This window comes from Phycicoccus mangrovi (genome assembly GCF_018729305.1).
GTDB lineage: Bacteria > Actinomycetota > Actinomycetes > Actinomycetales > Dermatophilaceae > Phycicoccus > Phycicoccus jejuensis.
Window position 1 is genome coordinate 56,802 of the sequence record NZ_JAHHWP010000024.1, and the last position, 26,032, is coordinate 82,833.

A 26,032-nucleotide genomic window follows, 5' to 3' on the forward strand; every position below is an offset into this window, starting at 1 on the left:
CCTCACGTGGGCCCGGCCGTCGTCCGAGAGCCGGGCACTGTCAGTCTCTGAGACCGGCGGCGTCTCTGGTCAGGATTTGTCCCAGTGCGGCCTCGAGCTCGCGGCGTAGCCGGGTGTTCTCGGCGCGGAGGTGCGAGAGGTCTGTGGCGTGCTGGACCTCGAGGCGGCGGATGTGATCGCGCAGAGCCGCGATGACCGAGTGAGGCGCTTCGCTTGCTTCGGCGCTGATCCGGACGGGAGTGGAGGACCGCGCATCGCGGATCTTGGCGGCGAGTTCGGGCACGCGGTAGAGGTATTCGCGAGAGACGCCGGCGCGTGCTGCGACGGTTGCGAAGGTGATGGGTTCTCGTGCCCGGATCATCTTGGCCAGAGCCTTGTCGGCCCGGTGGCGGGTGTCGTCGGCGCGGGCTCGTCGGGCGGCGATGAGATGCTCGGGTCCGATCACGGTTCCTCCGTTGTGGTTCGTGCTGGGGTGCCGGCACCCGTGACGGTGTCGGCCGAGTTCAGGGCGGTGGTGATGGCGTCGAGGGAGTCGAGTTCTCGGTGGCGTTGCTGGAGCCAGACGTGGTTGTCGGGCCTGGGGTGCCTGGCGCTGGGCGAAGGCGCCTTGGCGGATCTCGATAAGTTCGAGGGTGGCGCGTCGTTGTTCGTGCAGGTCGGGCAGGTGCCGGGTGTCGGTGGCGAAGTGTCCGCAGGTGAGGCAGGCGTTGCCTTTCTCGCAGACTGACACCGGCGGCAGCAGGCACAGCCCGTTGGGGAGGATCCGGTCGGTGCGCCCGGACAGGGCGGTGATCTCGTACAGGTCCGTGGCGTTCATGGTCAGCGGGGTGCCGAAGGCGCCGGCGCGTTTGGCCTTGAGGAACTCGTGTTCGGCTCGGGAGGCGAGGGTGGCGGCGTAGCGCATGAGCATCTCGGGTGAGGCGTGACCGAAGTAGCGCTGGACGACGTGGATGGGGACGCCGGCCTCGATCATCTCGGTGGCCTTGGTGTGTCGGAGCCGGTGGGTGCTGGTGAACCGCAGCGGCTTGTCGTCGCTGTCGCGCAGGGCGACGATCTGATCGAGACGTGAGAGGGCTTTGCCGTGGGAGGGGTAGCCGCGCGGGCGCAGGCCTTTGTGGTTGTGCCGCAGATCCAGGAACAGATAGGTGGGTGTCGTGCCGGTCTCGACGCGGGAGCGGGCGTACTCCTGCTGTTCGTGGATCAGGTGGACCGCGGCGCCCTCGATGAGGATCGTGTTGTCGACGCCGTCGACCTTGGTTTGTTGGTAGGTCAGGCGGGCGATGTATTCGTCTTCGGCGACGGTGTCGGGGTCGACGCCGGGGATGGCGGTGAGGGGGTCGAAGTCGATCATGAGGATCTCGGAGACCCGGCGGCCGGTCATCGCCTGCAGCAGCCAGGCATGGGCGGCCTGAGGGTCGCCGATCCCGGGGCTGGTGATCTCGTGACCGCCGGGCAGGGCGATCGTGACGGTCTCGGTGGTGGGCGCGGACAGGATCGGCAGGCAGGCGACCATGCGGGCCATGTCGGCGGCGCCGATCCAGTCCTCGAGTCGGGGTGCGTGGCTGCGGCGGCGCCGCCGGGTGGTGATCCAGAGTCGGGCGTGGGCCTCGGTCAGGTCGCCCCAGCGCGGGTCGCCGGTTGCGGCGATCGCCTGGTCGGCGTGGTCGAGCATGAACCGGTAGAACGCTTGGACGTGGTCTTGGATCGAGCCGACCTGCTCCTCGGCCAGCGGGGTCCCGCGGGTGGTCGCGGCGGGGCTGCGCAGCCAGGACAGGTAGTCGGTGAATGCCTCACGCAGGTCACCGCTGGTGTCGGTGAGTGCGGGGTGGGTGTCGCCGTGGGCTGCGACCCAGGGTGAGAAGTAGGTGCCGATGGTCGCTGCTCGGGTGGTGATGGTGGTCCACCGGTACAGCTGCCCGGTTAGCGCGGTCCGCAGCCAGAACCGGACCCCCTCGCGCAGCCACGCCGGTTCGATCGAGGCGAGCCGGACGGGCTTGTGGGCGGCGGGTTCGTGGGGGCGGCGGGGTATCCGGTCGTCGATGCGCAGGTCCCACGTGTCGTGCGCCCACCAGGGCTGGTCGCTGCCGCGGATGCTGATGTAGGCGTGGGCGTGTTCGGCGATGGATGTGAGGTTGCGCAGGTTGCCCGGGGAGGGGGTGCGGTCGTTGCGGTCGGTGAACGCGCGCAGGGCCTCGCGGACCACCAGTGCTGGGGCTAAGTCGGCGATCGAGGCCGGGGTGCCTCCGGCGAGGGGTGCGCGGGCGGCGGCCAGGGCGGCGAGGGAGTCTGACCACCAGCGCAGTATGGACGGTTCGACGTTGCGTAGGCCTTCGCGCCAGCAGGTCCACAGCCACCACGCGGTCTCGGCGCGCATCCGGTCTTGTCCGGTGGGTCCGAAGTCGAAGGCGCGACCAGGCTGGTAGTTCGCGTTCTGGGTGAACAGTTCTCGGTAGGGCGCGGTGTCGATGACGTAGACCGGGTCGGCCCACTCGGGTGGGACGCGGTCGGCTTGTCGCTGCCACGCCGACCGCACGTGTGTCGTCGGCCTGGTGATGGCCGGGCGCAGGGTGCGCCGGTCGCGGGTCACTGGCCCAGGCCTTTCCAGCCGGCGGTGTAGCTGCGCCACTCGGCCAGCCCGCGCATCTCGGCCTCGGCGGTGACCCACCCGTACTGCTCGAGGGTGGTCTGGTAGTCCGCGTGACCGAGGCGACGCATCACGACATGGGGTGCGGCGCCGGCCAGGAGCAGGGCCGTGGCGTGGGTGTGCCGCAGCCAGTGTGGGGACCACTTGGCTGGGAGCTGGCGGGGGTGGGCGGCGGTGATCGCGGCGACCTTGTCGTAGACGGTGTTCGGGGACAGGGGCGCGAACATCGGGTCCCGGGCGAGGTTGACAAAGACCCAGTGCTGGGCGACGTCGGCGACGAACAGGTCGATGCCGGCGTCGACCAGGACCCACACGTAGGCGGAGTAGAGCGCCTCGAGCTCGTCGCTGATGTAGATCTCGCGGGCCTTGTCGTTCTTGACCCGGCACCCGTGCGGGTGGTCGGTGCGCGGGGTGACGCGCAGCCGGGGGGGGTGTCGCCGGCGCCGGTGACAAGGTCCACGTGCCGCAGCCCGAGCGCCTCACCCAGGCGTAGGCCGGTCTCGGCGAGGAGGGTGAAGAAGAGCCGGTCCCGGGCGGCGACCAGGCGCGCGGTGGGTGTGTCGGCGCTGGGGTTGCATGCGCCCAGGACGAGCTGGACTTGGGCGGGGGTCAGGATCGGCGGGCGTGCCTTGTTGCCGCGCCGACCGCGGTAGATCGGCTTGGGTGCGCGGGGTTGGGCGTGGTCGGCGACGCCGGTCAGCATCGGCTGGTAGCGGCTGGCCCGGACCCGTCCCCAGCTGGTGTAGAGCCGCTGCATCGGGACGGTCAGGTCGTGTGCGGCGGCGTGCCAGGAGTAGAACGCCAGCACCGCGGCGGAGCGTTGGGTGACGCTGGCCGGTGCCAGCCAGGTTGGTTCGGGTCCGACGCGGCGGACCGAGGGCAGGTCGCCGGTGCGCAGGTAGGCCAGGAAGGACCCGAACGCGCCGGTGGGGAAGTCGCGCCAGTCCAGGTCCTGGTCGGCCAGCAGGTCCCACCACGCGGCCAGGCCCCGGGCGTACGCCTGGACGGTGTGCGGGCTGGCCTGGTCGGCGCGCAGGAACGCCAGGTACTCCTCGACCGGGCCGATCGGCAGGCCGTCCTCGCCGGTGACCGTGTGCGTGCGGACACCACTGGGCAGACCGGCTGCACGGACCTGGCTCATCGCGACACGCCCACCAGAGACCGCAATCCTGACCGGCATTTTGCTATCGTTTTCATAACCAAGACATAACCGTAGATGGGATGTCAAGGAACAAAGGAGGTGCCCGATGTTCGAGTCGGTCCAGGAGCTGCCCTTGTCCAGGGAGGCGGTCGAGCCGATCGTGGCCGAGCACGCGGGACGGTTCGCGCAGGTGTTGGAGCAGGCGTGGTCCTCCCTGGTCGCGGTGCGTTCGGCGGCGCCGCGCCAGATGTCGGGTGCGGGGGCGAGCACGCGCGGCATGCTGGTCTCGGACTTCACCCGGGAGCCGGCGCATCGGGTGTTCGCGGGGGTGGCCGGGGTGGAGGTCGACGATCGGTACGGCCGACCGTGGGTCCGCCTGGACGGGGGCCGCGTGCAGGCTCGGTTCCGCAAGCTCACACCCGCCCTGCAGATCTGTGTCAGCGACTCCGAGCGGGCGACCAAACTGGCGTTCCACCTCGGGGATCCGTTGTTCCCGGCGGAGCCGGAGGCGACGGTCCTCACCGCCGGGTACGTCCTGGATGCTGCGGAGATGGCGATCGAGCGGATGGCGCTGGTGTGTCACATCGGCTCCCGGGTCCACTATGTGTTGGACCTGCCAGGTGGCTGCGCCACCGTTGTGGCGCCGACGCAGCTGCCGCTGGTCCCGCTCTCGCCTCCCATCATTCGCTCCGCCAGGGCCGCGGCCGCGCAGCGACTCGCCCAGCGAGCCTCCTCCGATGCCTGAGGTCGCCAAGCCGCGGATGGTCACGCTGGCGCGTGAGGCCAAGGGGATGTCCCAGGCGCAGGTCGCCGAGGCGATCAAGGACGTGGCACCCGATGGTCAGCCCATGTCCCAGGCCTTCATCTCCAAGGTCGAGGCCGGCCTGCTCGACCTGAGCGGGGAGCGGCTCGAGCAGATCGCGGCGGTGCTGGACTGTCCGGTCGCGCTGCTGGTGGATGACACCCCGATCCAGGGGGTGGAGGTCACCTGCCTGCATCACCGGCGACGGCACTCCAAGATCAACGCGGTCGCGATGCGCCGCATCGAGGCGATGACCCACCTGTCCCGGGTCTCGGTCGAGGGGCTGCTCAGCGACATCGAGCTCGCCCCCGAAGTGGAGCTTCAACGCCTGGACATCGACGCCTACAGCGGTGACCCAGCCGCGGTCGCCCGCGCGCTCAGGGCCGCGTGGCGCGTCCCCAGCGGCCCCATCCAGAACGTCCTGGCCCTGCTGGAGGCCGTCGGCATCATCATCGTGATCCGCCCCTTGGGCACCCGCGCCCAGGACGCGGTGTCCACCTGGCCGCACGGGCCCGGGCAGCCGCCGATCATGGTCCTCAACGAGGGGCTGGACCCGGACCGGCAACGATTCACCACGTGCCACGAAGCCGGGCACTTGATCATGCACACCCTGCCCAGTGAAAACCAGGAGCTCGAGGCCGACCAGTTCGCCTCCGAGTTCCTCATGCCTGCGGCCGACATCCGGCCCGCGTTGGTCGGGTTGACCACCCGGGACTTCCCCAAGCTGCTCGAGCTGAAGGCGCAGTGGGGTGTCTCGATCGCCGCGCTGATCCGCCGTGCCAGAGATCTCGGGACGATCAGCGACCGCCAGTACCGCGAGTTCCAGATCAGGCTCCGCCAGATGAAGTGGCACGAGAAGGAGCCCGGCACGCTGCCGAATGAACGGCCAGCCACGCTGCGGCGGGTCATGGAAGTCCACGTCAACGAACACCAGTGGAGCGTGGAGGAGTTGGCGCGGGCCGCCCGGATGAACCTGGTCCCGTTCAAGGCGCGCTACGACCCACCGGACCCCGCCGCGACACCTCCGACCCGGCTGCGGCTCGTCCCATGAACAGCCCGGGGCACCTACCTATCCACAGGCCGGGTGTGTGTGGGTCGACGCAATGTCCGGTTGCGTCACTACCATCGAGATCCTCGACACAACCGGCCGTGAGAAGGAGGCGACCATGGTGAACGAACCCCACCAGTCGACGGTGCTGCCGCTGGGCTTGCCCGCGCTCAGCGTGTCACTCCCGGCCGAGCCGCCCACGGTCATCGGGCCGCCGGCGCTGGCGCTTCCCCGGCAGGTCCTGCCCGGCTTCTCCAGCAACCTGCTGGTTCAGGCCTACGACGGCGAGGCCGCGACCACGGCCGCCGTCATCGCGCACGCCGGCGTCGGTGTCGTCCACACCATCGAGCATCTCGGCCGGAAGAGCACCCATTTCGCCAATGCCCGAGCGGCCGTTGCCCTGACCCGCCAGTCGGCTCCGAGCGCGGACATCCTGATCGACCGCAACCGCTACTCCGGCAAGAACCGCGCACTCGTCACCGACGCCATGTCCACGCAGTGGGTCACCGACCAGCTCACGGTCTTGGGCCTGCCCTGGGCGATGGCCGACCCCGGCTTCGCCTACACCGTCTCCGACGTCGCGCGGATCCTGGCCGAGGCTCAGGTGCTGCCCGATCGGGTGATCGTCCCGTTGGCGATGCCGCATGAGGTCCTGCGCGACGACGCGCCCGCGATCGTGGCGCTGATCAACGAGCAGGACAAGCCGGTGGCCGTCATCCTGGAGCACAAGAACGACCCGTGCGGTGCCGAGGGGGTCGTCGACGGGCTCATCCACCTCCTGCACGGCGCGAGCGTCCCGGTCCTCGTCCTACGCACCGACACCTCGGCGCTGGGCGCGATCGCTCATGGCGCGGTCGCCGCTGGGGTCGGCACGCACTCAGGCCTGCGGCACAACTTCCCGATCCCACCGAAGCCAGGCGGGGGCCCGGAGAAGCTCGCCTTCGTGGTGCCTGACCTGCTCACCTATGTCCAGGCCGACCGGTTCGCCAAGGCCTACCTGCTCAGCCCAACATTGCCGATGTGGCAGTGCGGGTGCTGGCTGTGCCGCGGCCGGAACCTCGACTGGATCCGGGCCAGCCAGCACGCGGTCACGGCCGCGTTCCAGCACTCGGTCACCGTCATCGCCGAACTCGGCGCCCAGTTGCAGACCCGCGCCGTCACCACGCACCCGATCCAGGCGTGGGACGACATGGTCACCACCGCCCAGGCCGCCCACGGCGCTGCGTCGAACCCCTCCGGGTCTCCCTGGGCTCCGCAGGAGTTCTTGGCTCACTGGCACCACGGCAACACCCAGCAGCCGATCATCTGACCAGACCGCAGTCCAGGGCGTGCGCGAACAGCGCCTCCTCCATCAGGCGCGTGGCGGTCACCCGCGTTGCCGTAGCGGCGGGTCCCACCCGACCGGTCACCCACAGCCGTGGTTCGGGCTCGCACGGCGGTACACCGACAACCCAGACACCGGTCGCGTCGGCATCCAACAGCGACAGGGAGCTTCTCGGGCGGCCGGTCACGACCAGGCCCGCGCCGAGACCGGCAAGGGAGCGAACCTGCTCGACTGCGGTCGACCACCGCGTGGCGGTCGCGATGAAGCCGACGATGCGCAGCGGAGCCGCAGGTGTCTGATCGGTCGGCATGGTCTCCCACACATCCAACGTCTCCAGATCCAGCATCGGCCCCTGGCCGGTCCGCACCCGCTCACGGGCCCCGGTGAACGAGACCACCGGAACCACCACGGACCCCAGGATGTCCGCCGGCGCCAGCACAGTGCCTGCCCACCGCGCCGCCTCGAGCACCCCGCCTACCTGGACCCTCCACCCTGCGGCCGAGTCGAGGTTGCCTCGAACGCGTCGATAGACGATCCGGGGCGACAGGTCCAACACGGGCACCCGGTCATCCTGCCCCACCCGGGACGGGCCCGATAGACCCGGGCGGGTCATTGCGCGATCTCCGTCCATGCCGTGAGCGCGAGCCGCTGCGGGATGATCCGCACCGCCCGACGTCGCCCCGCCCGGGCGAAGTACACCCACGGCTCAGAGGGCGATAGGCCCACCTGCGACATCAGTGGGGCAGGCAGGGTCACCTGCCCCTGAGCGTCCAGCGGCCGCGCCCGATCCGGGTCCCGATCCCGGCGTGAGGTCGGCTGCCGATCCGCCGCCTCCACCACCAGCTCCTGCGCCGATGACGATGTCCGCACTCGAACCCAGGAGCCCCCCTTCTCCCAGCCCAGCTCGTCGGTGATCGCACTGGGCAGACACACGCGACGCGTCTTGGCGACCACTTGGCGAGGACCGTGCAGACCCAGAAACATGATGCTTATATTAGCATTAATGAGGTGAAAGATCCACCGTAAAACGTTGGGAATAGGGCGCTTTCGCCCAGGGCGAGAACTTCCTTTGGGATGGGACGGTCGGGGCGACGGGCGGCCGACGACACCGGTCGCTCAGACTCGAGGTGGCGCTGCACAGGTGCGGGCGTGAACCTCCCCACGGCCCGACTCCCGCCCGGGGGAAGACCAGGCCGTCGGGTGGTTCCCCTCGCCGTAGTGCCCGCCGACCGACGTCGTGGATTGGCCGCCCGACACAGTCCGAGACCGGTTAGATTGTGGCTAGCTCACCCTCGCGAGGGATCGAGAAGTGCCTGCTGGGATCTCCCGCCGGACGGCGGGGCCCGGCGGGCGCGATGCCGCACACGGATCCCCCGCCGGCTGACCGGCCGCTGGTTGTGGTGCTGCCTCGGTGTGGACGGGCACCAGGGGTGTCGTGCGCCAACACGATGCCGCGGCGCGACCGTGTTCCCGGGGTGGCGGCGGCGCTGTCGCGCGATTTGTCAGGTTCTGGTTGGTCGCAAGGTGCTTGCGGCACGGACAATCCCTTGCTCAGTGGGGTGGATTTGCGGCCGCAATGATCGGGTCGGGGACGTTGCGCGGAGCGCGGGTTCAGGTTGGGTCGTGGTGGCACACGGCCTCGAGATTGATGCCGTGCGGGTCGAGGACGAATGCGCCGTAGTAGTGCTCGTGGTACTCGGGGTGGTTGGCCGGCGGGTGGAGTAGCTGGGCGTCGAGGCCTGCAGCGGTGTCGTAGAAGGCGTGTACGAGGTCTCGGGTGTCGGCGGTGAAGGCCAGGTGCATGTTGGTGCCGACGTTGCCGTCGTCGATGAGCCAAAAGAAGGGTTTGGTGTCGGGCCAGCCGTATCCGGTCATGGCCGCGTCGGTGGCGGTGGCGGGAATGTGCAGGACGGGTTGGATGCCGATCGAGTCCAGGAGCGGGTCGTAGAAGGCGCGGGCGCGGGTGAGGTCGGGGACGGCGATGTTGAGGTGGTCGATCTGTGAGCCGGATCGGTCGGGCACGGGATGTCTCCTTGGGTGTCGTGCTGCTGGTGCGGTGTCGATTCGGAGGTCAAGTGGTGAGGCGGCTGGTCAAGGCGTCGCCGGTGTGGGTGTCGGTGCCCAGGAGCCCGCTCGGGGGGCCTTGGTAGCGCACGCGCCCACCGTGGGGGCCGGCGTCGGGGCCGAGGTCGATGATGTGGTCGGCGGCGGCGATCAGGTGCAAGTGGTGATCGGCAACGATGACGGTGGCGCCGTCGTCGACCAGGCGGTGAAAGAGCCGCGTGAGGACGTCCACGTCGTTCATGTGCAACCCGGTGGTGGGTTCGTCCAGGATGTAGATGCCCGCGGGCCGGATGATGTGGCTGGCCAGACGCAGGCGCTGTCGTTCGCCACCGGAGAGGGTGGACAGCGGCTGCCCAAGACTGAGGTATCCCAGGCCGACGTCGACGAGCGTACTGAAGGCGGGCCCGGCGGGGGTCTCGACATATCGGGTGGCGGCCTCGTCCACGGGCATCGTGAGGACGTCGGCGATGGTCAGGCCGTCGAGGGTGTGGGTGAGGACCTCGGCGGTGTAGCGGTCACCGTTGCAGGTGGCGCAGGTGACCGGGACGGGATCGCTGGCGGGGGCGTCGAGGTAGGTGACGCCCAGCCCGGAACAGTCGGCGCAGGCTCCGGCACTGTTGGCGCTGAACAGGGCCGGTTTGAGCGGGTGGCCGGGGCGGCTTCCGGCTTTGGCGAAGGCCTCGCGGATCCAGTCCATGGCGCCGGTGTAGGTCGCGGGGGTGGAGCGACGAGATCCCCGGATCGCATGCTGGTCCAGGACCACTGTTCCGTCCTGGTGGGGGATGTGTGCCAGCAGCGAGGTCTTTCCGGCGCCCGCGACCCCGGTGATGCAGGTGAGGACGCCGGTGGGGATATCGAGGGTGAGGTGGTCGAGGTTGTTGGTCGTCGCGTCCAGGATGGGCAGGACGCCGGTCGGGGTGCGTGGCTCGCGGTTGAGGACAGGCCCGGTCTTGAGTGCCCGGCCGGTAGGGGTGTCGGTGCCGGCCAGCCGTACCGGGGGGCCTTGGTAGGTGATGGTGCCGCCGTGCGGGCCGGCTGCGGGACCGAGGTCGATGACGTGGTCCGCGGCGGTGATGACGTCGGGGTGGTGTTCGACGACCAGGACGGTGTTGCCCTTGTCGCGCAACGCCTTCAGGAGAGTGACGACGCGTGTGGTGTCGTGGGCGTGGAGGCCGGCGGCGGGTTCGTCGAAGACGTAGGTGAGGTCGGTCAGGGCGGAGTCCAGATGCAGCACGGTGCGAATGCGTTGGCCTTCGCCGCCGGAGAGGGTGGAGGTGGGCCTATCCAGGGCGAGGTACCCCAGGCCGACCTCGGTCAGGTTGCACAGTAGTGACCGCAGTTGGGTGATCAGGGGGGTGGCCGTGGGTAGGTCGAGCCGTGCGAGCCAGTCCTGCAGGTCGGTGGCGGGCATGGCGTGGCAGGTGGTGATCGGGGTGTTGGCGATGGTGCAGGCACGGGCCGGTGCGTTCAGGCGGGTGCCGGAGCAGTCGGGGCAGGGGCCGGTGGTCGCGGCGCGTTCGATGGCCTCCCGGAGGCGGGGTTTGAGGGCGGCGAGGTCTTTGGACAGGTACAGGCGGGTGATCTTGGTCAAGACGCCTTCGTAGGCCATGGGGTAGGTGCCGGTGTCGACGTTGGGTCCGGTCCCGGTGAGCAGGTGCTCGAGCTCTTCGCTGCTGTAGTCGCGCACGGGCTTGTCGTTGTCGAAAGCGCCGCTGCGGGCATACACCTTCCAAAACAGGGACCCGACGGCGAAGTTCGGGAACGTGATCGCGCCCTCGTTCAGGGACAGTGCGCGGTCCAGGACCGCGTCGATGTTCAGAGTCGCTGCCCGCCCGGTCCCCTCGCACGCCAGGCACATACCGGCAGGGGTGTTGAACGACAAGGCGTGGGGTCCCGGGACGTGTGGGGTGCCGTGGCTGGCGTACAGCTGTCGTAGGAGGGACCAGGCGTCGGTGGCGGTGCCGACCGTGGAGCGGGGGTTGGCACCCAGTGGTGATTGGTCGACGACGATCGAGGCGGACAGGCCCTCAAGGGTGTCAACGTTCGGGCGGGGCAGGTGCGGCATCAGGGTTTGCACGAATGCCGGGTAGGTCGCGGCGAGGAGCCGTTGGGATTCGGCGGCGATGGTATCGAAGGCCAAGGAAGACTTGCCGGACCCTGAGACGCCGGTGACGACGGTCAGCTGCTTCTTGGGGATGTCGACGTCGATGTTGCGCAGGTTGTGGGTGCGGGCACCGCGCACCCGGATCACGTCGCTGGCCATAGTGGAGGTTGCTTTCGGTGGCGGCGTCATCGGGTCAGCCTTGGTGTTCCGCGGCGGCCTTGGGCATCGCGAGCATCGCCAGAGCGGCCAAGAGGTATGTGGCGACCTGCCAGGGCATCACTTGCGCCAGGGCTTGGCCGAAGACGTGGGCGTGGGTGCCGGGTGCGCCTGAGGGTGCGGTGGACGGGAGTGCGTTGAAGAAGACGGTGGCCAGGATCGCGATCCCGATCGCGCCACCGATCTGGTTGACGGTGGACAGCGCCCCGCCGGCGGCGCCGGCCTGTCGGCCGGGGACACCGGCGAGGACGACGTTGACGAGGATCGGTGCGCCAAGGCCCAGTCCGAGGCCGCCGAGGAACATCACGCCGGCCAGGGCCCAATATCCCGGCGTGGCGCCGTCGCGGACCAGCCACCACAGCAGCCCTTGCGAGGCGGCCAGGGTCAGCGAGCCGGTGATCAGGAGGGCGCGGCCGGCTTTGGCGGCCAAGGCTACCCCGGCGCCGGAGGTGATGATCGAGCCGAGCGCGTAGGGCAGGATCACCAGCCCGGTTTCCCACGCGGTGCGCCCGGTGCCGAGCTGGAGGTAGATGGACAGTACGAGGAAGAACGAGGCGAGACCGCCGAAGAAGAACACCGCAGCCGCCAGGCCGGCGCTGAATGGTCGGATCGACAGCAGGGAAGGATCGAGGACGGGTTGGCCACCGGCTCGGGCCAGCCGCTGCTCGTAGGCGAGGAAGCCGGCGAGCACGACCAGGCCGAGGACCAGCAGGCCCCATCCCCAACCGGGCCATCCCCAGTCCCGGCCCTGCACGAGCGGCAGCAGCACAAGGAATACGCCGACCGAGGCCAGCAGGGCACCGACCACGTCGAGCCGGGTGCGGCCCGGGGCGTGGGACTCAGGCAGGAAGCGCAGCCCGAGGGCCAACGCGAGCACCGCGACCGGGACGTTGATCCAGAAGATCGTGCGCCATCCCAGGCCCCACAGGTCGGCGTTGACGAGGGCCCCGCCCAACAGCGGCCCAGCCACCGACGCCAGGCCTTGGACCGCGCCATACGCGCCGAAGGCCTTGGCCATCGCGGCCGGGGCGAATGAGGAGCGGATGATCCCGAAGACCTGCGGCACCATGAACCCGCCCGCCAGGCCCTGCAACGCCCGCAGCGCGATGAGCGTCCCGGCCGACGGCGCCAAGGCGCAGGCCGCCGAGGCGAGGGCAAAGCCGGCCAACGAGACCAGGAAGACCCGGCGTCGCCCATAGGCGTCGCCGACCCGGCCACCGGTGACCAGACCAGAGCCGAGCGCCAGGACGTATGCGGCGAGCATCCACTGCAGCTGCGCCTCCGATGCGTTCAGGTTGGCCGCGATGTCCGGGGCGGCGACCGTGACGATCGTGACGTCGAGCAGATCCATGAAGGACGCGAACAGCACGACGAGCAGGGCCAGGGACGCGGCAGGACCGGCGACCTGCGGTTCGGGGGCGGTGTGGGGTGCCGCTGGTGCGGGTGTCGGTGAGGTCATGGCCCCACCCTGACGGCGATAGAGGACACCGAGTGTCCGCTATTCGTGAGAATCTTTGGAACATGGCGGACACCTCGGAGCGGATCCTGCGGCTGCTCTCGCTGCTCAGCGCCCGCGTCGAATGGCCAGGCTCTGAACTCGCGCAGCGCCTGAACGTCTCGTCCCGCACGCTACGCCGGGACGTCGAGACCCTGCGTGACCTCGGATACCCGGTCCACGCGATCAAGGGCCCACGAGGCGGGTACCGCCTCGGCGCCGGCGGCAAGCTGCCGCCACTGGTCCTCGATGACGACCAAGCCATCGCGATCGCCCTCGCCCTGCAGACCGCCCCAGACAGCGTCACCGGCATCGACGACGCCGTCGCCCGAGCACTAACCACCCTGCGTCAGGTCATGCCAGCTCGCCTACGCGCGGCCAGCGATGCGTTCGAGGTCACCAGCCTGCGCAACTACTGGGAGTTCTCCGCCCCACCCATCGACGTCGCAACCCTTCAAATCGTGGGTGCAGCGATACGCACCGGCCACACTCTGAGGTTCGATTACGCCACCCCACAAGGCGACGTCCCAGCGCCGGGCGACCCTGGCTTCCAACCACCCCGAGAGGTTGAACCGCACCACTTGGTCGTGTGGGCCGGCCGCTGGTACCTCATCACCAGAGACCGGCAACACCAGACATGGTCCACCTACCGCGTCGACCGAATCCGCCCGAAGACAAGCGCAGGAGCGTCCTTCACCCCGCACCCCCTCACCGCCGACGACCTCAACCGACTCGTCGTGCAAAACCCAGACCGCGGAGACACCCCCGGCCAATGGCAATGCGTCGGCAGCGCCACCCTGAACCTGCCCGCCGACGTCGTCGCCCGCTGGGCACCAGGCGGATCCGTCGTCACGCCCATCGACCCGTCACACTGCCGCCTCACCATCGGCGGATGGTCATGGGCCGGTGTCGCCGGCCTGTTCATCACCTTCGACACCGACTTGAGCGACATCAACCCTCCAGCCCTCCAGAACGCGTTCCGAATCACCGGAGCGCGACTCCAAGACGCAACGCGCGAAACGTGATCGTCGCGACACACGTCGGTCACATGTCACTCACGCTGAAGTCGGTTCGCCCAGCCGGCGAGGGTGAGCTGACCCCAGATAACCGGACGGCGACCATCTCCCGCTCCCCCTTGGCCACGTGCGCCAGGACGTTGCGGATGAAGTGCACCCGGCACCGTTGGTGGCTGGCCCCCTGCAGGGCCCGGGCGATGGCGGCGGTCAGGCCGGCGTGCTGGTCGGAAACCACGAGTTTCACCCCGGCCAGGCCGCGCTTTTTCAGCCCGGTCAGGAACGCCCGCCGGAACACCTCGTCCTCGCTGTCGCCGACGTCCAGGCCGAGGATCTCCCGGCGGCCCTCGGCCGTGACGCCTGTGGCGACCACGACGGCCTTGGAGACGACCATGGCCTGCTCGGTGCGCACGTGCAGGTAGGTCGCGTCGAGGTAGACGTACGGGAACTCGACGTGGTCCAGGCGGCGGGTGCGGAACGCCCCGACGGTCTCGTCGAGCCCGGCACAGATCCGCGAGACCTCGCTCTTGGAGATCCCGGACCCGCCGAGCGCGACTACCAGGTCGTCCACGGAGCGGGTCGAGACGCCGTGGACGTAGGCCTCCATCACCACCGCGTACAGCGCCTGGTCCACCCGCCGCCGCGGCTCCAAGATGGACGGGAAGAACGAGCCGGTGCGCAGCTTCGGGATCGCCAGATGCACGTCCCCGGCGTGCGTGGTCAACAACCGCGGCCGGGTGCCGTTGCGCTCGGTTGTGCGGGTCTCGGTGCGTTCGTAGCGGCCGGCGCCGACCGCGGCCGTGGCCTCGGTCTCGATCAGCTCCTGCATCGCGACACGGACGCATTCTCGGATGAAGTCGGTGCCCTCGCCGGTGCGGAACACCTCGAACAGCTCGGACACGGCAGAATCAGACAGGGCCATCGGTGAGGCTCCTTCTCGACGAGTACTTGGCGGTACACATCGAGAATCTCGCCGGTGGCCCCCCTCAGTCAGGAAGCCGCGCCGTCACCCCAAACCCCACCACTCCACGGGACGCTGTCTAACTGGAAGGCTCCGACAGTGCCTCGTCCATACCCTCCCGAGTTCCGTGCGCGAGCAGTCGCGCTGGTCCGTTCTGGGAAGCAGGTCAAGCAGACCGCCTACGAGCTCGGCATCAGCGCGGGCTGCCTGCACGAGTGGCTCAAGCAGGACCGGATCGACCGCGGCGAGATCACGGGCGTCCCGACGAGCGAGTCCGCCGAGCTGCGCGCCGCTCGGAAGAGGATCCGCGAGCTGGCGATCATCCGACAAGCAGCGACGTTCCTGGCGGAGGACAAGCCGCCCCCAAAAGGATTCACCCGGTGATCGACCGACTGGCCGACGCCGGGGTCCCCGTCGACAACAGCTGCACCGTCCTCGGAGTCTCCCGGCAGGGCTACTACCGGTACAAGCGCCGCGCCATGTCCAAGACCGCGCTGCGCCGCCAGTGGCGCACCGGCCTGATCCGAGAGATCCACATCGCCTCCCGCGGCACGTACGGCTACCGGCGGGTGCACGCCGAGCTGACCATGGCGATGGAGGTCCAGGTCAGCTCGCGCCTGGTCTCGGTGTTGATGACCCAGGCCGGCATCTACGGCCTCCCAGGCCCGGCGCGGGTCAAGCGCATGCGCGGGGTCGTCACCTCCGATGACCTGGTCAACCGCAAGTTCCACCGGCTGCAGCCGAACGAGCTGTGGGTCACCGACATCACCGAACACCCCACGCGTGAGGGCAAGGTCTTCTGTGCCGCGGTCCTGGACGCCTTCAGCCGCCGCATCGTTGGCTGGTCCATCGACTCCCGCCAGGACACCACCCTGGTCATCAACGCGCTCGACATGGCCGTCCGCAACCGCCGCCCGGGACCCGGCGGCATCGTCCACGCCGACCACGGAGTCCAGTTCACCTCGTGGGCCTTCGGCGAGACAATCCGCTCCGCAGGGCTCATGCCCTCCTTCGGCAGCGTCGGCGACGGCCTCGACAACGCCATGATGGAGATGCTCCTATCGGTGTCAAGCGGTCATGGGAGCCGCTTCGAGGAGTCGGAAGAGGTGTCGGGCGTAGTAGCGCTTGAGGCAGCGCATCGCTTCTCGTTTGGTCCTGCCCTCGCTGACCCGGCGGGCGATGTAGTCCTTGGTTGGCTGGTGGTGCTTGGCTCGGGCGAGAATGACGGTGTGCAGCGCCCGGTTGAGCTGGCGGTCACCGCCGCGGGAGAGCCGGTGTCGGGTCTGGGTCTGTCCCGATGTCGCTTCCAGTGGAGCGACGCCGCCGAGTCTGGCGAACGCTGCCTCATCGCGGCACCGATTAGGGTGTGACCAGGACACCAGGATCTGTGCTGCCATCAGGACACCAATGCCTGGCTCTTCGAGCAGAGCAGGGGCCATCGAGCGCACCAACGGAATCATCGCCGACTCGAGTTCGCGGCATTCATTGGTGAGCTGCCGGACTCTGTTCGCCGTGCTGCGCAAGGACAGTTTCGTGGCTGCGTATTCGGGGTCGGTCGCGGTGTCAGGACGTAGCCGTTGGCAGCGACCCACCAAGTCCATCAGTGGTCGACCGCGGAGTTCTTCCCGCAGGTCAACTGGGGCGGTCACCACCAGCGCCTTCATGACGTTGATGGCCGCGACGCGGGCGAGTTTCGCGCTGTCGCGTGCGGTGATGAGCGTCCGCAGCCCTTCCCGGGCGCCGCGGGATCGCGGAGTTGCCCATGTCTTACGGCCCAGGATCTCGCGTGCTGCACGCACGGCATCGAGCGAGTCGGACTTCGCGCCGTCTTTCGAGGGGCGAGCGCTGGGGTGGTCGAACTCGATGACGAACTCGCCCATGGACGTCAGGACGGCCGCTAAGCCTGCCCATAGCTTCCGGTGGACTCGATGGACCAGGCGCGTCGGCCCGCGGCAGTATGCGCCGCCGCCCAGCGCATGGCTTGCCCGTAGCCCCGCGACGTCGTGGCGAACACCTTTGTGGCCAGCTCGCCTTGGGTCCTTGAGCACACGACGGCTGCGGTGATGCGGTCCCTGTCGGGGTCGACGCCGATGACGTGGTCGACGAGATCTGCCAGTGCCATGTCCTGCTTCCTTCACTGCGACTTCCGTGGACTCCGCCGAGAAGGTGAGGCAGGACTGTGATGGGTCACCCGAAGGGACAAGCTCCTAATCAAGCCATCGAGGTCGGCGGTGCGGCTGGCGGACATATCTCTCAATGAAGACACCGGCGGGGTCGGTCATTCTGTGGGTCACGTCAGCCGGCACCACCTTGCCGCGCAGCATGCCGGAAGTCTCACAGTCGTTCTGGTCCTCGATGCAGACCGAGCTGCTCAACCGCAAGAAGTGGAAGACCCGCCTCGAGCTCTCGAACGCGATCTTCGAGTACATCGAGATCTTCTACAACCGCCAGCGACGGCACTCCGCCCTCGGCTACCGCACCCCGATCGAGCACGAACTACTCTCCGAGGGACACCCCAACCCGCCTGAGACTCACCACCGAATCTGGAAACCAGGCTGTAGGGCAGGTCAAGGTGTCAACCGAACCTTCAGCAGTCCCTAGCGAGTCCGGCGACGGTTGTCACGCGCTTGCGTTCGCTCGAGGGGCGCGTGGCGCCATGTTCTTGCCAGCGCGGTTCGAGGCGTTCTTACGACTTTACGCAAACCTGGTCCACAGTTGGAGCAGCAACGCCTTCGAGGCAGTCCTCGGGGCCGTTGAGGCACCGGTACAGCGCCCTGGCTCCGACATGAAGTCGCGAGCTACGGAAAACGCACGGTGAGAGTGTCGAGGCCAGCGGGGCCGATCGTCGCAATGGCCTTGCGAATGACAAAGTCGGGGCTCAGCGGTTGCCGCGGGGTCGCCATCTCCTCTGGGGCTGTCGGGTTGCCTCCGGACGGGGTGTCTCGCGGTTGATGGACACGCATTGTGGGTCACAGGTGACCGGTCGGCATGTTGTCTATCGCACGCGCCTTCAGAGAAAGTCAGGTCCGCCGCACGTCGTTGATGTGAACTTGCATGGTGTTGACCGTGACGGGCGGCGTGATGGGTCCGAGCAACTCTTGGAGGACCTGCTGGGTGCGGTTCCGTATGTCGTCGGCAGTGGGCAGGATGGGTGAGCCGTAGTCAGCAGTGACGCAGACGACGACCCCGGTGTAGTGGTGCCGCTCGCTGGTGTTGACCTGGATTGCGGTGGGTAAGGCTCCGGCGACCTGGTCCAGGGCGTAGCGGATTCCAGCGATGAGGACCTGTTCGCTGACGTTGACCTTGCCGCCCGTTCCTTCGGCTCGGACGGGCATCGACCGTCGCGTTACGCGTAGGGCCTTGTCGAGGACTCGGTCGGCGATCTCGACCCAGCGTTCGTCCGCTTGAGTGCGTAGCGCGCTGACGGCGTGCTCGAGTTGCGCGTCAGTATCGGGGGCGCGCTTGCGCTGTGGGGTCATCGCCACTGCTCCATTCTGACCGCTAGAGTACGGCGCGCGCGGTGGAGTTGTCCGCGGACTACGGTTTCGTTGGTGCCGAGCACGCTGGCGATCTGGCTGTATGGCAGGTGCTCGACTTCCCGCAGCAGCCAGGCTGCGCGCTGCCTCCAGGGCAGCTCGGACAGCGCTTCGTTCAGGGCGTCGCGCAGTTCTCGGGTTGCGGCCACCTGTTCTGGTTCGTGACCGCGGGGTGCGCGAACCGTGCCGATGAGTCCGTCGTCCACGGAGACTGGTCGGCGGCGCCGGCGCGCGGCAAGGACCTCGTTGGCGGTGATGCGAAACAGCCAGGTCCTCAGGGATGACTGTCCGCGAAATGTGGGCAGGGCCACCCACGCCTTGGCCAGAGCTCCTTGCACGGCGTCCTCCGCTGCTTGGAAGTCTGCCTCCAGCATGCCGACCGCATACCGGTGCATCCCGGGTGCACAGCGCTGAACAATGAGCGCGAACGCATCCCGGTCACCCAGCGCGGCGGAAGCAGCGAGCTGCTCGTCGGTGCGCTCTGGAAGCGGCGCTGGAGTCCTGGGTGATGCGCCGATGTCTGCGCTCCTGTTCGTGCGGGGGCCAAGCGAAAGCCCGGCGGCGTTGGTAACAGCGTGCCCCTGACGCGACACGGCGTATCGGGCCAGTCGGGGTTCATCGACACAGACCCTTGGCCCAAGATGCACGTGCCCAACGACTAGTTTACGTTGTACACGCCGTTTACGTTGTAAACAACGTTTGCCACTCAGGGCGACGGGTAGAAGTGGCGCAGGTCACAGTGGCGTTCGCGTGAGGGTTGCGCGATGGCTGCATCTAACCCGCGTAAGAGCACATCAAGAGACAGATCCATGTCCACATCAAGGAGATGACCGTGACGGAGAGTTCGAAGACCAACACCCCCACGGCCGCCGGTCGCGACAGCGCCCTGGTGACCAAGCACGGCAAGACCACCATCGCTGACACCGTCGTTGCCAAGATCGCCGGCATCGCCACACGCGAGGTTTCTGGCGTGCACGCCCTCGGTGGTGGCACCGCCCGTGCGGTTGGTGCGCTGCGTGAGCGCATCCCCGGTGGCCGGACCAACCATTCCCAGGGCGTCTCGGTCGAGGTCGGTGAGCGTCAGGCGGCCGTCGACATCGAGCTGACCGCCGAGTACGGCGTCGCGATCGCAGACTTGGCCACCAGCGTCCGCCGCAACGTGATCAGCGCCATCGAGCGGATGACCGGGCTCGAGGTCGCCGAGGTCAACGTCACAGTCCAGGACATCTACCTGGAGTCCGAGGACAACCAGGACGACGACCAGGACGAGAAGGGCTCGCGCGTCCAGTGAGCACCAAACCCGCCGGCACCGATCAGGTCCGCCCGCCCGAGCTCGCCGACCTCGTCGCCGCAGCCGTGCGCAGCGTGCCCGGTATCGCGGGGTTGCACTCGGGCTCGTTCGGGGAGGCTGCGACTTACCTTCCCGGGCGTCGGGTGACCGGAGTCCGCCTGCGTGAGAACGTCGCCGAAGTCCACGTGACACTCATGTATGGCGTTCCCGTCCTCGCAGCGGCCGAGCAGATCAGGGCGGCAGTCGCTCCGCTGGTCAGCACCCCGGTCGAGGTCAGCATCGAGGATGTTGTTCCCGGACCCTTGGCGTACTCGTGAGCGGCGGGCGCGCTCCACTGGACAGCTCCACCGCTGCCGCATGGATGCGCGCCCGCGCTCGTGCCGCACGTGCGCACCATCCAGACATGGGTGGAGACGTTGAAAGCTACCTGCGAGCCCTGGATGCAGTCGATGCGCGATTCGGCATCGGGGCGGCCGGCACCGTTCGTGTCCATGTACACCGCGACACGCCACTGGCTCGCCTTCGGCGCCTGACGACGAAGGTGCGACACGTCGCGCAACGGTGCACCGCCGCCATGCCCAGCCGACTGCGTCCCGGGCCCACGTACATCGACCTGTAAACACCCCAGCGACACTCGAACACCCCCGAACACACCCGTCCAGACCAAGGAGACCATCGTGACGACCTCAACTGTGGGCCTGCTCGCCGGCCTGCTGCTCGGTGTGGCCACCGCCGCAGGCGGCTTCACCGGGTTTCTCATCGCCCTTGTCCTCGGCTTGGTTGGCTACTTCGTCGGCGGCCACTACGACGGCGAAGTAGACCTGTCCGCCCTGTTCGGACGCCGGCGTGGCTGAGGTTCTGCTGGCCGAGCCGGACCAACGCGGCCGCACCATCATCGAGGACGCCGTCCTTGAGCACATCGCCGCGCACGCAGCCCTCGAAGTGACTGGTGTGACCGTCACCGGTTCAGAGTTGGCCAAGTTCATCGGAAGGCGTCTTCCCAAGGCCGACGCGCACGTCGCGGGGACCAGGGCACGCGTCCAGGTCGAGGTCGCCGTCGCGTGGCCACAGCCCATCCCTACGGTCGCCTCCGCTGTCCGCGAACACGTCACCGCACGGCTGGTCGAGCTCACGGGCCTGTCGATCGACGCGGTCGATGTCGAGGTCACCCGAGTCGTCCACAACCCAGCGCCGCAAGAACGGAGGGTCCAGTGAGCACTGAGACCGTCACCACGAACAGAACCGTCCCTAGTGACAAGTCGACTGCGCCGCCGAGGGCCGCCAAGAACCCCGTGGGGCCCGGTGCCATCACCTTCATTGGAGGCCTACTGGCCATCGGTGTCATCGTTGTGGGCGCGCTTGGCCTCCAGGCCGCTGCGTCAGCAGTCGGTATCACCACTAGCAAGCCGTGGCTGAACCAGCTCATCACGGGCAGCGACGGCCTGCGTCCGCTCGGCTGGATGCTCCCCGTTGGCTTGCTGCTGGTCCTGGTGGGCCTGTGGTTGCTGCTGACGGCGCTACGCCCCCGCCCCAAGACGGCCGTGCCCCTAGACGCGCGGACTGGTGTGTTCATCCACCCGCGTGACGTGGCCCGCCTGGCTGAGCACGCTGCCGACGACGTGGACGGTGTCGCCAGCGTTCGCGCCCGAGCCACCCGCACCAAGGTGACTCTCAGCGTTGACTCCACCGGGGGGGATGAGGTCGCCGACGCCGTCAAGAGCGCAGTGACGGAGCAACTATCCACGCTGAAAAAGGCACCCCGGGTGTCTGTCAGAACCAAGGCTATCGCCCCGTGAGCCGCGCCGTCATCGCTTTCGACCGCCTTGCCACCTTGCTTCTGGGCCTCCTGCTCATCGTGGGGGGCCTGGCTGGCATTGCTTGGTGGCGCGGCGACCTGGGCTTGTCCGGTCCGCTGAACGTCGACGCCGTCGCAAAGCAGACCGAGCAGCCATGGTGGCCTTGGGTCACTGGGCTCGTCGGTGCCGCGCTGGTGCTGCTCGGCCTTCGCTGGCTTGCCGCGCACGTCATCACCCGGGGAGTCGGACAGGTTCGCCTGCCCGGGACTGGTAAGGCCGGACGGTTGACCGCACAGGTCAACCCCGTCGCGGACGCCGCAGCCGCAGTCCTGGAGGGCACTGAGGGGGTCCGCTCATGCCGCGGAACCATCCAGCGCGACCGCGGTCAGCTCGTCGCCCGCCTGCGCGCAACCATCGAACCGCAGGCCGACCTACGCGAAGTGGCCGCCGCCGCTGACGGCGTCGCCACCGACCTGAAGAAGGTCCTCGGCCGCGACGACCTGCACTGCCTGGTCACCGTTCACGTCGCCCGCCGCCCACGCAACCTCGCCCGCGTCACCTGAGCCCGGCTGCCACCAACCGCCTACGCCCTCCATACGGGTAAGTAACGAAGGATCCCCCCTGTGCGCTTTCGACAAGCTGAACAAGGCCGCCCCGGACCTCAGCGGCAAAGCGAAGGAAGCGGGCGGCAAGGTCACCAACAACGAACAGAGCGCCGCGGACGCCAACAAGGCCGGCGGGCACGCCAAGGACGCTTGTCAGCACTGACTGCCCCACCCGAAGACCCACACCGCCTCAAGGCCGATTAGTCCACCAGGAGAACCCCCACATGGTCAGCAGCATCATCACCGCCCTCATCATCGGTGCCATCATCGGCGTCCTGGGCCGCCTCGTCGTCCGAGGAAAGCAGAACATCAGCATCCTGGCGACCATCATCATCGGCATCGTCGCCGCCCTCGTCGGCACCCTTATCGCCTCATTCATCGGCGTCTCTGACACCCCGGGCATCGATTGGATCGAGCTCATCCTCCAGGTCGTTCTCGCCGCCGTCGGTGTCTCCCTGGTGGCGGGGCGCGGCCTGAAGGTCCGCTGACGCGCCATGTTCGTGCTGCTCCGCAGCGCGTACCTCCCAGCAGTTCCACATCTTTTGGCCCGGTGGCGGGTAAGCACCCAACCCATCGATGACCAAGGAGTCGAGCAGCCGGCTCCCATTCCCAAGAACCCCCGGTCACGGAGCCATCCGCAGCCGGTGCCCACCCCTACACGCCAGACGGGGTGGGCAGGCCGCAGGGCCGGTTGCGCAACCTCTGTTGCCAACGGAACCCGTCGGAACGCACGCCAGCACGGCGTGTGGACCGCGGCCACACGCACTCAGAGCCTCTGAGTGCGCGAGACAACAGAAAGGCACGTCATGGAAGACGCACTGAAAAGCGCGTTGACGAGCATCGCGACCTTCGTTCCGAAGCTCGTGCTGTTCTTCGTCGTCCTCATCATCGGCGTCATCATCGCCAAGGTCCTGTCCAAGGCCGTCAACAAGATCCTCGAGCGGGTCGGCTTCGATCGCGCCATCGAGCGCGGCGGTGTGGGCAAGGCCTTGGAAAAGTCCAAGTACGACCCCAGCGACATCCTCGCCAAGCTCGTCTACTACGCCGTGATGCTGTTCACCCTTCAGCTCGCGTTCAGCGCATTCGCGCCCAACCCGATCAGTGAGCTGCTGACGTCGATCATCGCGTTCCTGCCGCAGGCGTTCGTCGCGATCGTCATCGTCGTCGTCGCCTCTGCCATCGCGGCAGCGGCCAAGACCCTCATTGAGGGCACCCTCGGCGGCCTTTCCTACGGTAAGGCGCTGGCGAACCTCGCGGCCGTGTTCATCCTCGGCTTGGGCATCATCGCCGCACTCAACCAGGTCGGCATCGCCACCACCGTCACCACCCCCGTCCTGATCGCGGTGCTGGCCACCATCGCCGGCATCCTCGTCGTCGGCGTCGGCGGCGGCCTCATCAAGCCGATGCAGGGCCGGTGGGAGTCCTACCTGACCAAGGCCGAGGAAGAGGCCCCCAAGGTCAAGCAGCAGGCCTCGAACGCTCCCAGCGTCAAGGAGCAGGCCCAGAACGCCAAGGACAAGGCCCAGTCCACCTACGACCAGGCTGGGAGGGACAACACGGCCGTGTACGACCAGACCGGGTCCAGCGCCTACGGCCAGCCCAACCAGCGGTACTGAAACCAGCGCCCAATAGTGACGGGCGGCTGGGTTGCGCCCCAGCCGCCCGTCCCTCTCCACCGCACAACCAGAGAGTTCGTCGATCGCAGACGAGCCAAAACACGAACCGGCACCACCCCCGCATGATTTCCACCCAGACGAAGGAAGCACCATGAGCATCGACCAGAACAACCTCAACGACGTCCTCGGCAAGGACGTCCTCGGCTCCGACGGCAACAAGATCGGAGAGGTCGGCCAAGTTTACCTGGACGACGTCACCGGCAAGCCCGAATGGGTCACCGTCAAGACCGGCATGTTCGGCAACAAGGAGAGCTTCGTCCCGGTGGCACAGTCCCAGTTCGCCGACGACGGCCTCCGCGTCCCGTACGGGAAGGACACCGTCAAGGACGCCCCGCGCGTCGACGCCGACCAGGGTCACCTGTCCCAGGACGAAGAGGCCGAGCTGTACCGCCACTACGGGCTGGACTACTCCGGAGACGAGTCCGACTCCGGTCTGCCCGACACCGACGGCAACGACCAGCGCGGTCTGGGTCAGGTCGATACCAGCGGGCGGACCGACGCCGACCGCTACGGCGACTCCCGTGACCTAGACGCGGACGGGACCGTCGGCCACGACACCTCCGGCCCGACCACCGATGACGCCATGACGCGTTCGGAGGAGCAGCTCAAGGTCGGCACCCAGACCCGCGAGGCTGGCCGGGCACGGCTGCGCAAGCACGTGGTCACCGAGGAGCAGACCGTCACCGTCCCGGTCTCTCGTGAGGAGGTCATCATCGAGCGTGAGCCGATCACGGACGCCAACCGTGACGAGGCCTTGGCTGGGCCGGAGATCTCCGAGGAGGAGCACGAGGTCGTCCTGACCGAGGAGCGCCCCGTCGTAGCGAAGGAGACCGTCGCCGTCGAGCGGGTCAAGCTCGGTAAGGAGACCGTCACCGACACCGAGCAGGTCACCGAGTCGGTCCGCAAGGAGCAGATCGACACCGACGGTGTCGACCTGCCCGACACCAGCGCAGACGACACCAACCGTCGCTGACCGCTCTACATCCGTCCCCCGCGGCCCCAGCGGCCAAGAGGCATGCGAGGGCCGCGGGCAGGACACCCCAACGCACCACAGGGCGTGCTCGCGCGCCCGGCAAGGAAGTCATCATGAGCACCAGTGCAAGTTCCGCCGGCTCGCCTCGCCGCCCGGACACCAAGCAAAGCCGGGACGGGCAGTACACCGACCCGGACCAGAACGAGCAGCGCAGAACCTTCGGCGAGCACGACGCCGTGAGCCGTCGGGACGTGGTGGCCGCCGAGAAGGAACAGTTTGGTGGGATCAAGGTCGGGTCGGCGTTCTTCGGCTGGCTCACCGCGACCGGCACCGCGGTGCTTCTCACCGCCCTGGTCGCCGCCGCCGGTAGCGCGGTCGGACTGGCCAGCGGCACCGACGTGGACAAGGCCACCAGCCAGGCCACCAGCGACCCGACCACGGTCGGTCTGGTCGGTGGCATCGTCCTGCTCGTTGTGTTGTTCGCCGCCTACTACTGCGGCGGGTACGTCGCAGGACGGATGGCCAGGTTCAACGGAGCCAAGCAGGGCATCGCCGTCTGGGTGTGGGCGCTGGTGATCGCCGTCGTCGTCGCCGTGGTCGGCGCCGTCGCTGGTAGCAAGTTCAACGTGCTCGCCAACCTGAACAGCTTCCCGCGGATCCCCGTCGGCGAGGGTGACCTGTCCACCGCGGGCATCATCGCCGCCGTCGGCGTCGCCGTCACCAGCCTGGTCGGCGCCATCGTCGGCGGGCTGGCCGGTATGCGTTTCCACCGCAAGGTCGACAAGGCCGGTCTCGGCAACTGACCAACCCTGCGGCCTCAGGGTCCACGGCATTCCAACGCTGGTCCTGACCACAAACGGTGTGGCGACCCCGCCATGTCGAGACAACATCCCGATAGGAAGCAGCAGAGGAGATCAACGCAATGCAAATCGACAAGCAGCAAATCATCGACATCCTCAAGAACCGAGGCGACGACGACAAGGCCGACCAGGCCCAGTCCGACCTGCCCGACCAGGTCGACACCGACCAGCACTCCGACAAGTTGTCCAAACTCGGCGTCGACCCCAAGGACCTCCTAGACGGCGGCATGGGTGACAGGCTCGGCTTCTAGCTGGAACGGAGCCGACGGTGGCGCCCCGCTCACGGGGCGGGGCGCCACCCCCCACCGGCCCGTCACGACGTGACATCGATGAGCACCCCGCCCCGTGTCTGCCGACCGCAACCCGCGCCGGCGCGGCTTGGACCCAGACATCCCGCCCGGCTACCCCCGCCGCCAGCGCCGCCGAGCCCGGCACCGCCAAGCACGCCAGCACCTCACGAATGGCCAACGCCGGTCACTGCTG

General features: G+C 68.3%; 26 protein-coding genes and 4 pseudogenes. 17 read left to right on the forward strand and 13 right to left on the reverse strand.

Annotated features, from left to right (window positions below):
• Positions 1-40: 40 nt before the first annotated feature.
• From KMZ30_RS22525 to KMZ30_RS22695, 3 genes and pseudogenes are all read right to left on the reverse strand, one after another.
• On the reverse strand, positions 41-2,587 hold the full coding sequence (locus KMZ30_RS22525; protein ID WP_215520141.1) for a DUF6262 family protein: 2,547 nt from the start codon (positions 2,585-2,587) through the stop codon (positions 41-43).
• A complete protein-coding gene (locus KMZ30_RS21865; protein WP_226905277.1) occupies positions 2,584-3,066 on the reverse strand; it encodes a tyrosine-type recombinase/integrase in 483 nt (160 codons plus the stop codon). Before KMZ30_RS21865 ends, KMZ30_RS22525 begins: the two co-directional genes overlap by 4 nt.
• A gap of 377 nt (positions 3,067-3,443) precedes the next feature.
• A pseudogene (locus KMZ30_RS22695) lies at positions 3,444-3,824 on the reverse strand (site-specific integrase); the annotation flags it as partial.
• A gap of 67 nt (positions 3,825-3,891) precedes the next feature.
• Here KMZ30_RS22695 and KMZ30_RS19340 point away from each other — a divergent pair.
• The 3 genes from KMZ30_RS19340 to KMZ30_RS19350 all read left to right on the forward strand — a co-directional run bounded on the left by KMZ30_RS19340 (position 3,892) and on the right by KMZ30_RS19350 (position 6,944).
• The gene (locus KMZ30_RS19340) at positions 3,892-4,530 is read left to right on the forward strand and encodes a hypothetical protein (RefSeq protein WP_215520143.1); all 639 of its coding nucleotides are present in this window, start codon (positions 3,892-3,894) and stop codon (positions 4,528-4,530) included.
• Entirely contained in the window at positions 4,523-5,638 is a 1,116-nt protein-coding gene (locus KMZ30_RS19345) for a helix-turn-helix domain-containing protein (protein WP_215520144.1), read from the forward strand. The genes KMZ30_RS19340 and KMZ30_RS19345 overlap by 8 nt, the downstream gene beginning before the upstream one ends.
• Before the next feature lie 115 nt (positions 5,639-5,753).
• Positions 5,754-6,944: a hypothetical protein gene (locus KMZ30_RS19350; RefSeq protein ID WP_215520145.1), complete on the forward strand. Its 1,191-nt coding sequence runs from the start codon at positions 5,754-5,756 to the stop codon at positions 6,942-6,944.
• Here the strand turns inward: KMZ30_RS19350 and KMZ30_RS19355 are convergent.
• The 5 genes from KMZ30_RS19355 to KMZ30_RS19375 all read right to left on the reverse strand — a co-directional run bounded on the left by KMZ30_RS19355 (position 6,937) and on the right by KMZ30_RS19375 (position 12,802).
• Complete coding sequence (locus tag KMZ30_RS19355; RefSeq protein WP_215520146.1) at positions 6,937-7,521, reverse strand: hypothetical protein; 585 nt, start codon at positions 7,519-7,521, stop codon at positions 6,937-6,939. The two genes, KMZ30_RS19350 and KMZ30_RS19355, sit on opposite strands and share 8 nt — an antisense overlap.
• A gap of 47 nt (positions 7,522-7,568) precedes the next feature.
• Positions 7,569-7,913: a hypothetical protein gene (locus tag KMZ30_RS19360; RefSeq protein WP_215520147.1), complete on the reverse strand. Its 345-nt coding sequence runs from the start codon at positions 7,911-7,913 to the stop codon at positions 7,569-7,571.
• 657 nt (positions 7,914-8,570) lie between these two features.
• Positions 8,571-8,981: a VOC family protein gene (locus KMZ30_RS19365; protein WP_215520148.1), complete on the reverse strand. Its 411-nt coding sequence runs from the start codon at positions 8,979-8,981 to the stop codon at positions 8,571-8,573.
• Positions 8,982-9,030: 49 nt separating this feature from the next.
• Positions 9,031-11,286, reverse strand: coding sequence for an ATP-binding cassette domain-containing protein (locus tag KMZ30_RS19370; protein WP_226905264.1), 2,256 nt, complete (start codon positions 11,284-11,286; stop codon positions 9,031-9,033).
• A 34-nt stretch (positions 11,287-11,320) separates the two neighbouring features.
• Positions 11,321-12,802 carry an MFS transporter gene (locus KMZ30_RS19375; protein ID WP_215520150.1) on the reverse strand — a complete coding sequence of 494 codons (1,482 nt, stop codon included), beginning with the start codon at positions 12,800-12,802 and terminating at the stop codon, positions 11,321-11,323.
• Positions 12,803-12,864: 62 nt separating this feature from the next.
• Between KMZ30_RS19375 and KMZ30_RS19380 the strand changes: the two genes are divergently transcribed.
• Entirely contained in the window at positions 12,865-13,863 is a 999-nt protein-coding gene (locus tag KMZ30_RS19380; protein ID WP_215520151.1) for a helix-turn-helix transcriptional regulator, read from the forward strand.
• 79 nt (positions 13,864-13,942) lie between these two features.
• On the opposite strand, the pseudogene KMZ30_RS19385 reads toward KMZ30_RS19380, so the two are convergent.
• Positions 13,943-14,773, reverse strand: a pseudogene (locus tag KMZ30_RS19385) (IS256 family transposase); the annotation flags it as partial.
• A 138-nt stretch (positions 14,774-14,911) separates the two neighbouring features.
• Here KMZ30_RS19385 and KMZ30_RS19390 point away from each other — a divergent pair.
• Positions 14,912-15,876, forward strand: a pseudogene (locus KMZ30_RS19390) (IS3 family transposase); the annotation flags it as partial.
• A gap of 3 nt (positions 15,877-15,879) precedes the next feature.
• On the opposite strand, the gene KMZ30_RS22700 reads toward KMZ30_RS19390, so the two are convergent.
• Entirely contained in the window at positions 15,880-16,692 is an 813-nt protein-coding gene (locus KMZ30_RS22700; protein WP_215520152.1) for a transposase, read from the reverse strand.
• Positions 16,693-16,709: 17 nt separating this feature from the next.
• Complete coding sequence (locus KMZ30_RS19400; RefSeq protein WP_215520153.1) at positions 16,710-16,934, reverse strand: hypothetical protein; 225 nt, start codon at positions 16,932-16,934, stop codon at positions 16,710-16,712.
• Between the two features lie 215 nt (positions 16,935-17,149).
• Here KMZ30_RS19400 and KMZ30_RS19405 point away from each other — a divergent pair.
• A pseudogene (locus tag KMZ30_RS19405) lies at positions 17,150-17,311 on the forward strand (IS3 family transposase); the annotation flags it as partial.
• A gap of 521 nt (positions 17,312-17,832) precedes the next feature.
• Here the strand turns inward: KMZ30_RS19405 and KMZ30_RS19410 are convergent.
• A complete protein-coding gene (locus tag KMZ30_RS19410) occupies positions 17,833-18,291 on the reverse strand; it encodes a hypothetical protein (RefSeq protein WP_215512049.1) in 459 nt (152 codons plus the stop codon).
• Positions 18,288-18,995: an RNA polymerase sigma factor gene (locus KMZ30_RS19415; RefSeq protein WP_308279621.1), complete on the reverse strand. Its 708-nt coding sequence runs from the start codon at positions 18,993-18,995 to the stop codon at positions 18,288-18,290. Before KMZ30_RS19415 ends, KMZ30_RS19410 begins: the two co-directional genes overlap by 4 nt.
• A 179-nt stretch (positions 18,996-19,174) precedes the next feature.
• Between KMZ30_RS19415 and KMZ30_RS19420 the strand changes: the two genes are divergently transcribed.
• From KMZ30_RS19420 to KMZ30_RS19470, 11 genes are all read left to right on the forward strand, one after another.
• A complete protein-coding gene (locus KMZ30_RS19420) occupies positions 19,175-19,639 on the forward strand; it encodes an Asp23/Gls24 family envelope stress response protein (protein WP_215520154.1) in 465 nt (154 codons plus the stop codon).
• Positions 19,636-19,956: an Asp23/Gls24 family envelope stress response protein gene (locus tag KMZ30_RS19425; protein ID WP_215520155.1), complete on the forward strand. Its 321-nt coding sequence runs from the start codon at positions 19,636-19,638 to the stop codon at positions 19,954-19,956. Before KMZ30_RS19420 ends, KMZ30_RS19425 begins: the two co-directional genes overlap by 4 nt.
• Positions 19,957-20,316: 360 nt before the next feature.
• Positions 20,317-20,493, forward strand: coding sequence for a DUF2273 domain-containing protein (locus KMZ30_RS19430; protein WP_215520156.1), 177 nt, complete (start codon positions 20,317-20,319; stop codon positions 20,491-20,493).
• The gene (locus tag KMZ30_RS19435; RefSeq protein WP_215520157.1) at positions 20,486-20,854 is read left to right on the forward strand and encodes an Asp23/Gls24 family envelope stress response protein; all 369 of its coding nucleotides are present in this window, start codon (positions 20,486-20,488) and stop codon (positions 20,852-20,854) included. Before KMZ30_RS19430 ends, KMZ30_RS19435 begins: the two co-directional genes overlap by 8 nt.
• Positions 20,851-21,435, forward strand: a complete 585-nt coding sequence (locus KMZ30_RS22530) for a DUF6286 domain-containing protein (protein WP_215520158.1) — start codon at positions 20,851-20,853, stop codon at positions 21,433-21,435. Before KMZ30_RS19435 ends, KMZ30_RS22530 begins: the two co-directional genes overlap by 4 nt.
• On the forward strand, positions 21,432-21,998 hold the full coding sequence (locus KMZ30_RS19445; protein WP_215512056.1) for a hypothetical protein: 567 nt from the start codon (positions 21,432-21,434) through the stop codon (positions 21,996-21,998). The genes KMZ30_RS22530 and KMZ30_RS19445 overlap by 4 nt, the downstream gene beginning before the upstream one ends.
• Positions 21,999-22,264: 266 nt before the next feature.
• Positions 22,265-22,528, forward strand: coding sequence for a GlsB/YeaQ/YmgE family stress response membrane protein (locus tag KMZ30_RS19450; RefSeq protein ID WP_215512057.1), 264 nt, complete (start codon positions 22,265-22,267; stop codon positions 22,526-22,528).
• A 318-nt stretch (positions 22,529-22,846) separates the two neighbouring features.
• On the forward strand, positions 22,847-23,656 hold the full coding sequence (locus KMZ30_RS19455) for a mechanosensitive ion channel family protein (protein ID WP_215520159.1): 810 nt from the start codon (positions 22,847-22,849) through the stop codon (positions 23,654-23,656).
• Positions 23,657-23,807: 151 nt separating this feature from the next.
• Entirely contained in the window at positions 23,808-24,689 is an 882-nt protein-coding gene (locus KMZ30_RS19460; protein ID WP_215520160.1) for a DUF2382 domain-containing protein, read from the forward strand.
• Between the two features lie 113 nt (positions 24,690-24,802).
• Entirely contained in the window at positions 24,803-25,492 is a 690-nt protein-coding gene (locus tag KMZ30_RS19465; RefSeq protein ID WP_226905265.1) for a hypothetical protein, read from the forward strand.
• A gap of 119 nt (positions 25,493-25,611) precedes the next feature.
• The gene (locus KMZ30_RS19470) at positions 25,612-25,800 is read left to right on the forward strand and encodes a hypothetical protein (protein ID WP_215512060.1); all 189 of its coding nucleotides are present in this window, start codon (positions 25,612-25,614) and stop codon (positions 25,798-25,800) included.
• Positions 25,801-26,032: the final 232 nt, after the last annotated feature.

Bases quoted from the DNA above. Each gene is read 5' to 3' on its own strand.
- KMZ30_RS19340 (WP_215520143.1), top strand. From the start codon at position 3,892: ATGTTCGAGTCGGTCCAGGAGCTGCCCTTGTCCAGGGAGGCGGTCGAG.
- KMZ30_RS19345 (WP_215520144.1), top strand. From the start codon at position 4,523: ATGCCTGAGGTCGCCAAGCCGCGGATGGTCACGCTGGCGCGTGAGGCC.
- KMZ30_RS19350 (WP_215520145.1), top strand. From the start codon at position 5,754: ATGGTGAACGAACCCCACCAGTCGACGGTGCTGCCGCTGGGCTTGCCC.
- KMZ30_RS19370 (WP_226905264.1), bottom strand. From the start codon at position 11,286: ATGGCCAGCGACGTGATCCGGGTGCGCGGTGCCCGCACCCACAACCTG.
- KMZ30_RS19375 (WP_215520150.1), bottom strand. From the start codon at position 12,802: ATGACCTCACCGACACCCGCACCAGCGGCACCCCACACCGCCCCCGAA.
- KMZ30_RS19380 (WP_215520151.1), top strand. From the start codon at position 12,865: ATGGCGGACACCTCGGAGCGGATCCTGCGGCTGCTCTCGCTGCTCAGC.
- KMZ30_RS22700 (WP_215520152.1), bottom strand. From the start codon at position 16,692: ATGGGCGAGTTCGTCATCGAGTTCGACCACCCCAGCGCTCGCCCCTCG.
- KMZ30_RS19400 (WP_215520153.1), bottom strand. From the start codon at position 16,934: ATGGCACTGGCAGATCTCGTCGACCACGTCATCGGCGTCGACCCCGAC.
- KMZ30_RS19410 (WP_215512049.1), bottom strand. From the start codon at position 18,291: ATGACCCCACAGCGCAAGCGCGCCCCCGATACTGACGCGCAACTCGAG.
- KMZ30_RS19420 (WP_215520154.1), top strand. From the start codon at position 19,175: ATGACCGTGACGGAGAGTTCGAAGACCAACACCCCCACGGCCGCCGGT.
- KMZ30_RS19450 (WP_215512057.1), top strand. From the start codon at position 22,265: ATGGTCAGCAGCATCATCACCGCCCTCATCATCGGTGCCATCATCGGC.
- KMZ30_RS19455 (WP_215520159.1), top strand. From the start codon at position 22,847: ATGGAAGACGCACTGAAAAGCGCGTTGACGAGCATCGCGACCTTCGTT.
- KMZ30_RS19460 (WP_215520160.1), top strand. From the start codon at position 23,808: ATGAGCATCGACCAGAACAACCTCAACGACGTCCTCGGCAAGGACGTC.
- KMZ30_RS19465 (WP_226905265.1), top strand. From the start codon at position 24,803: ATGAGCACCAGTGCAAGTTCCGCCGGCTCGCCTCGCCGCCCGGACACC.
- KMZ30_RS19470 (WP_215512060.1), top strand. From the start codon at position 25,612: ATGCAAATCGACAAGCAGCAAATCATCGACATCCTCAAGAACCGAGGC.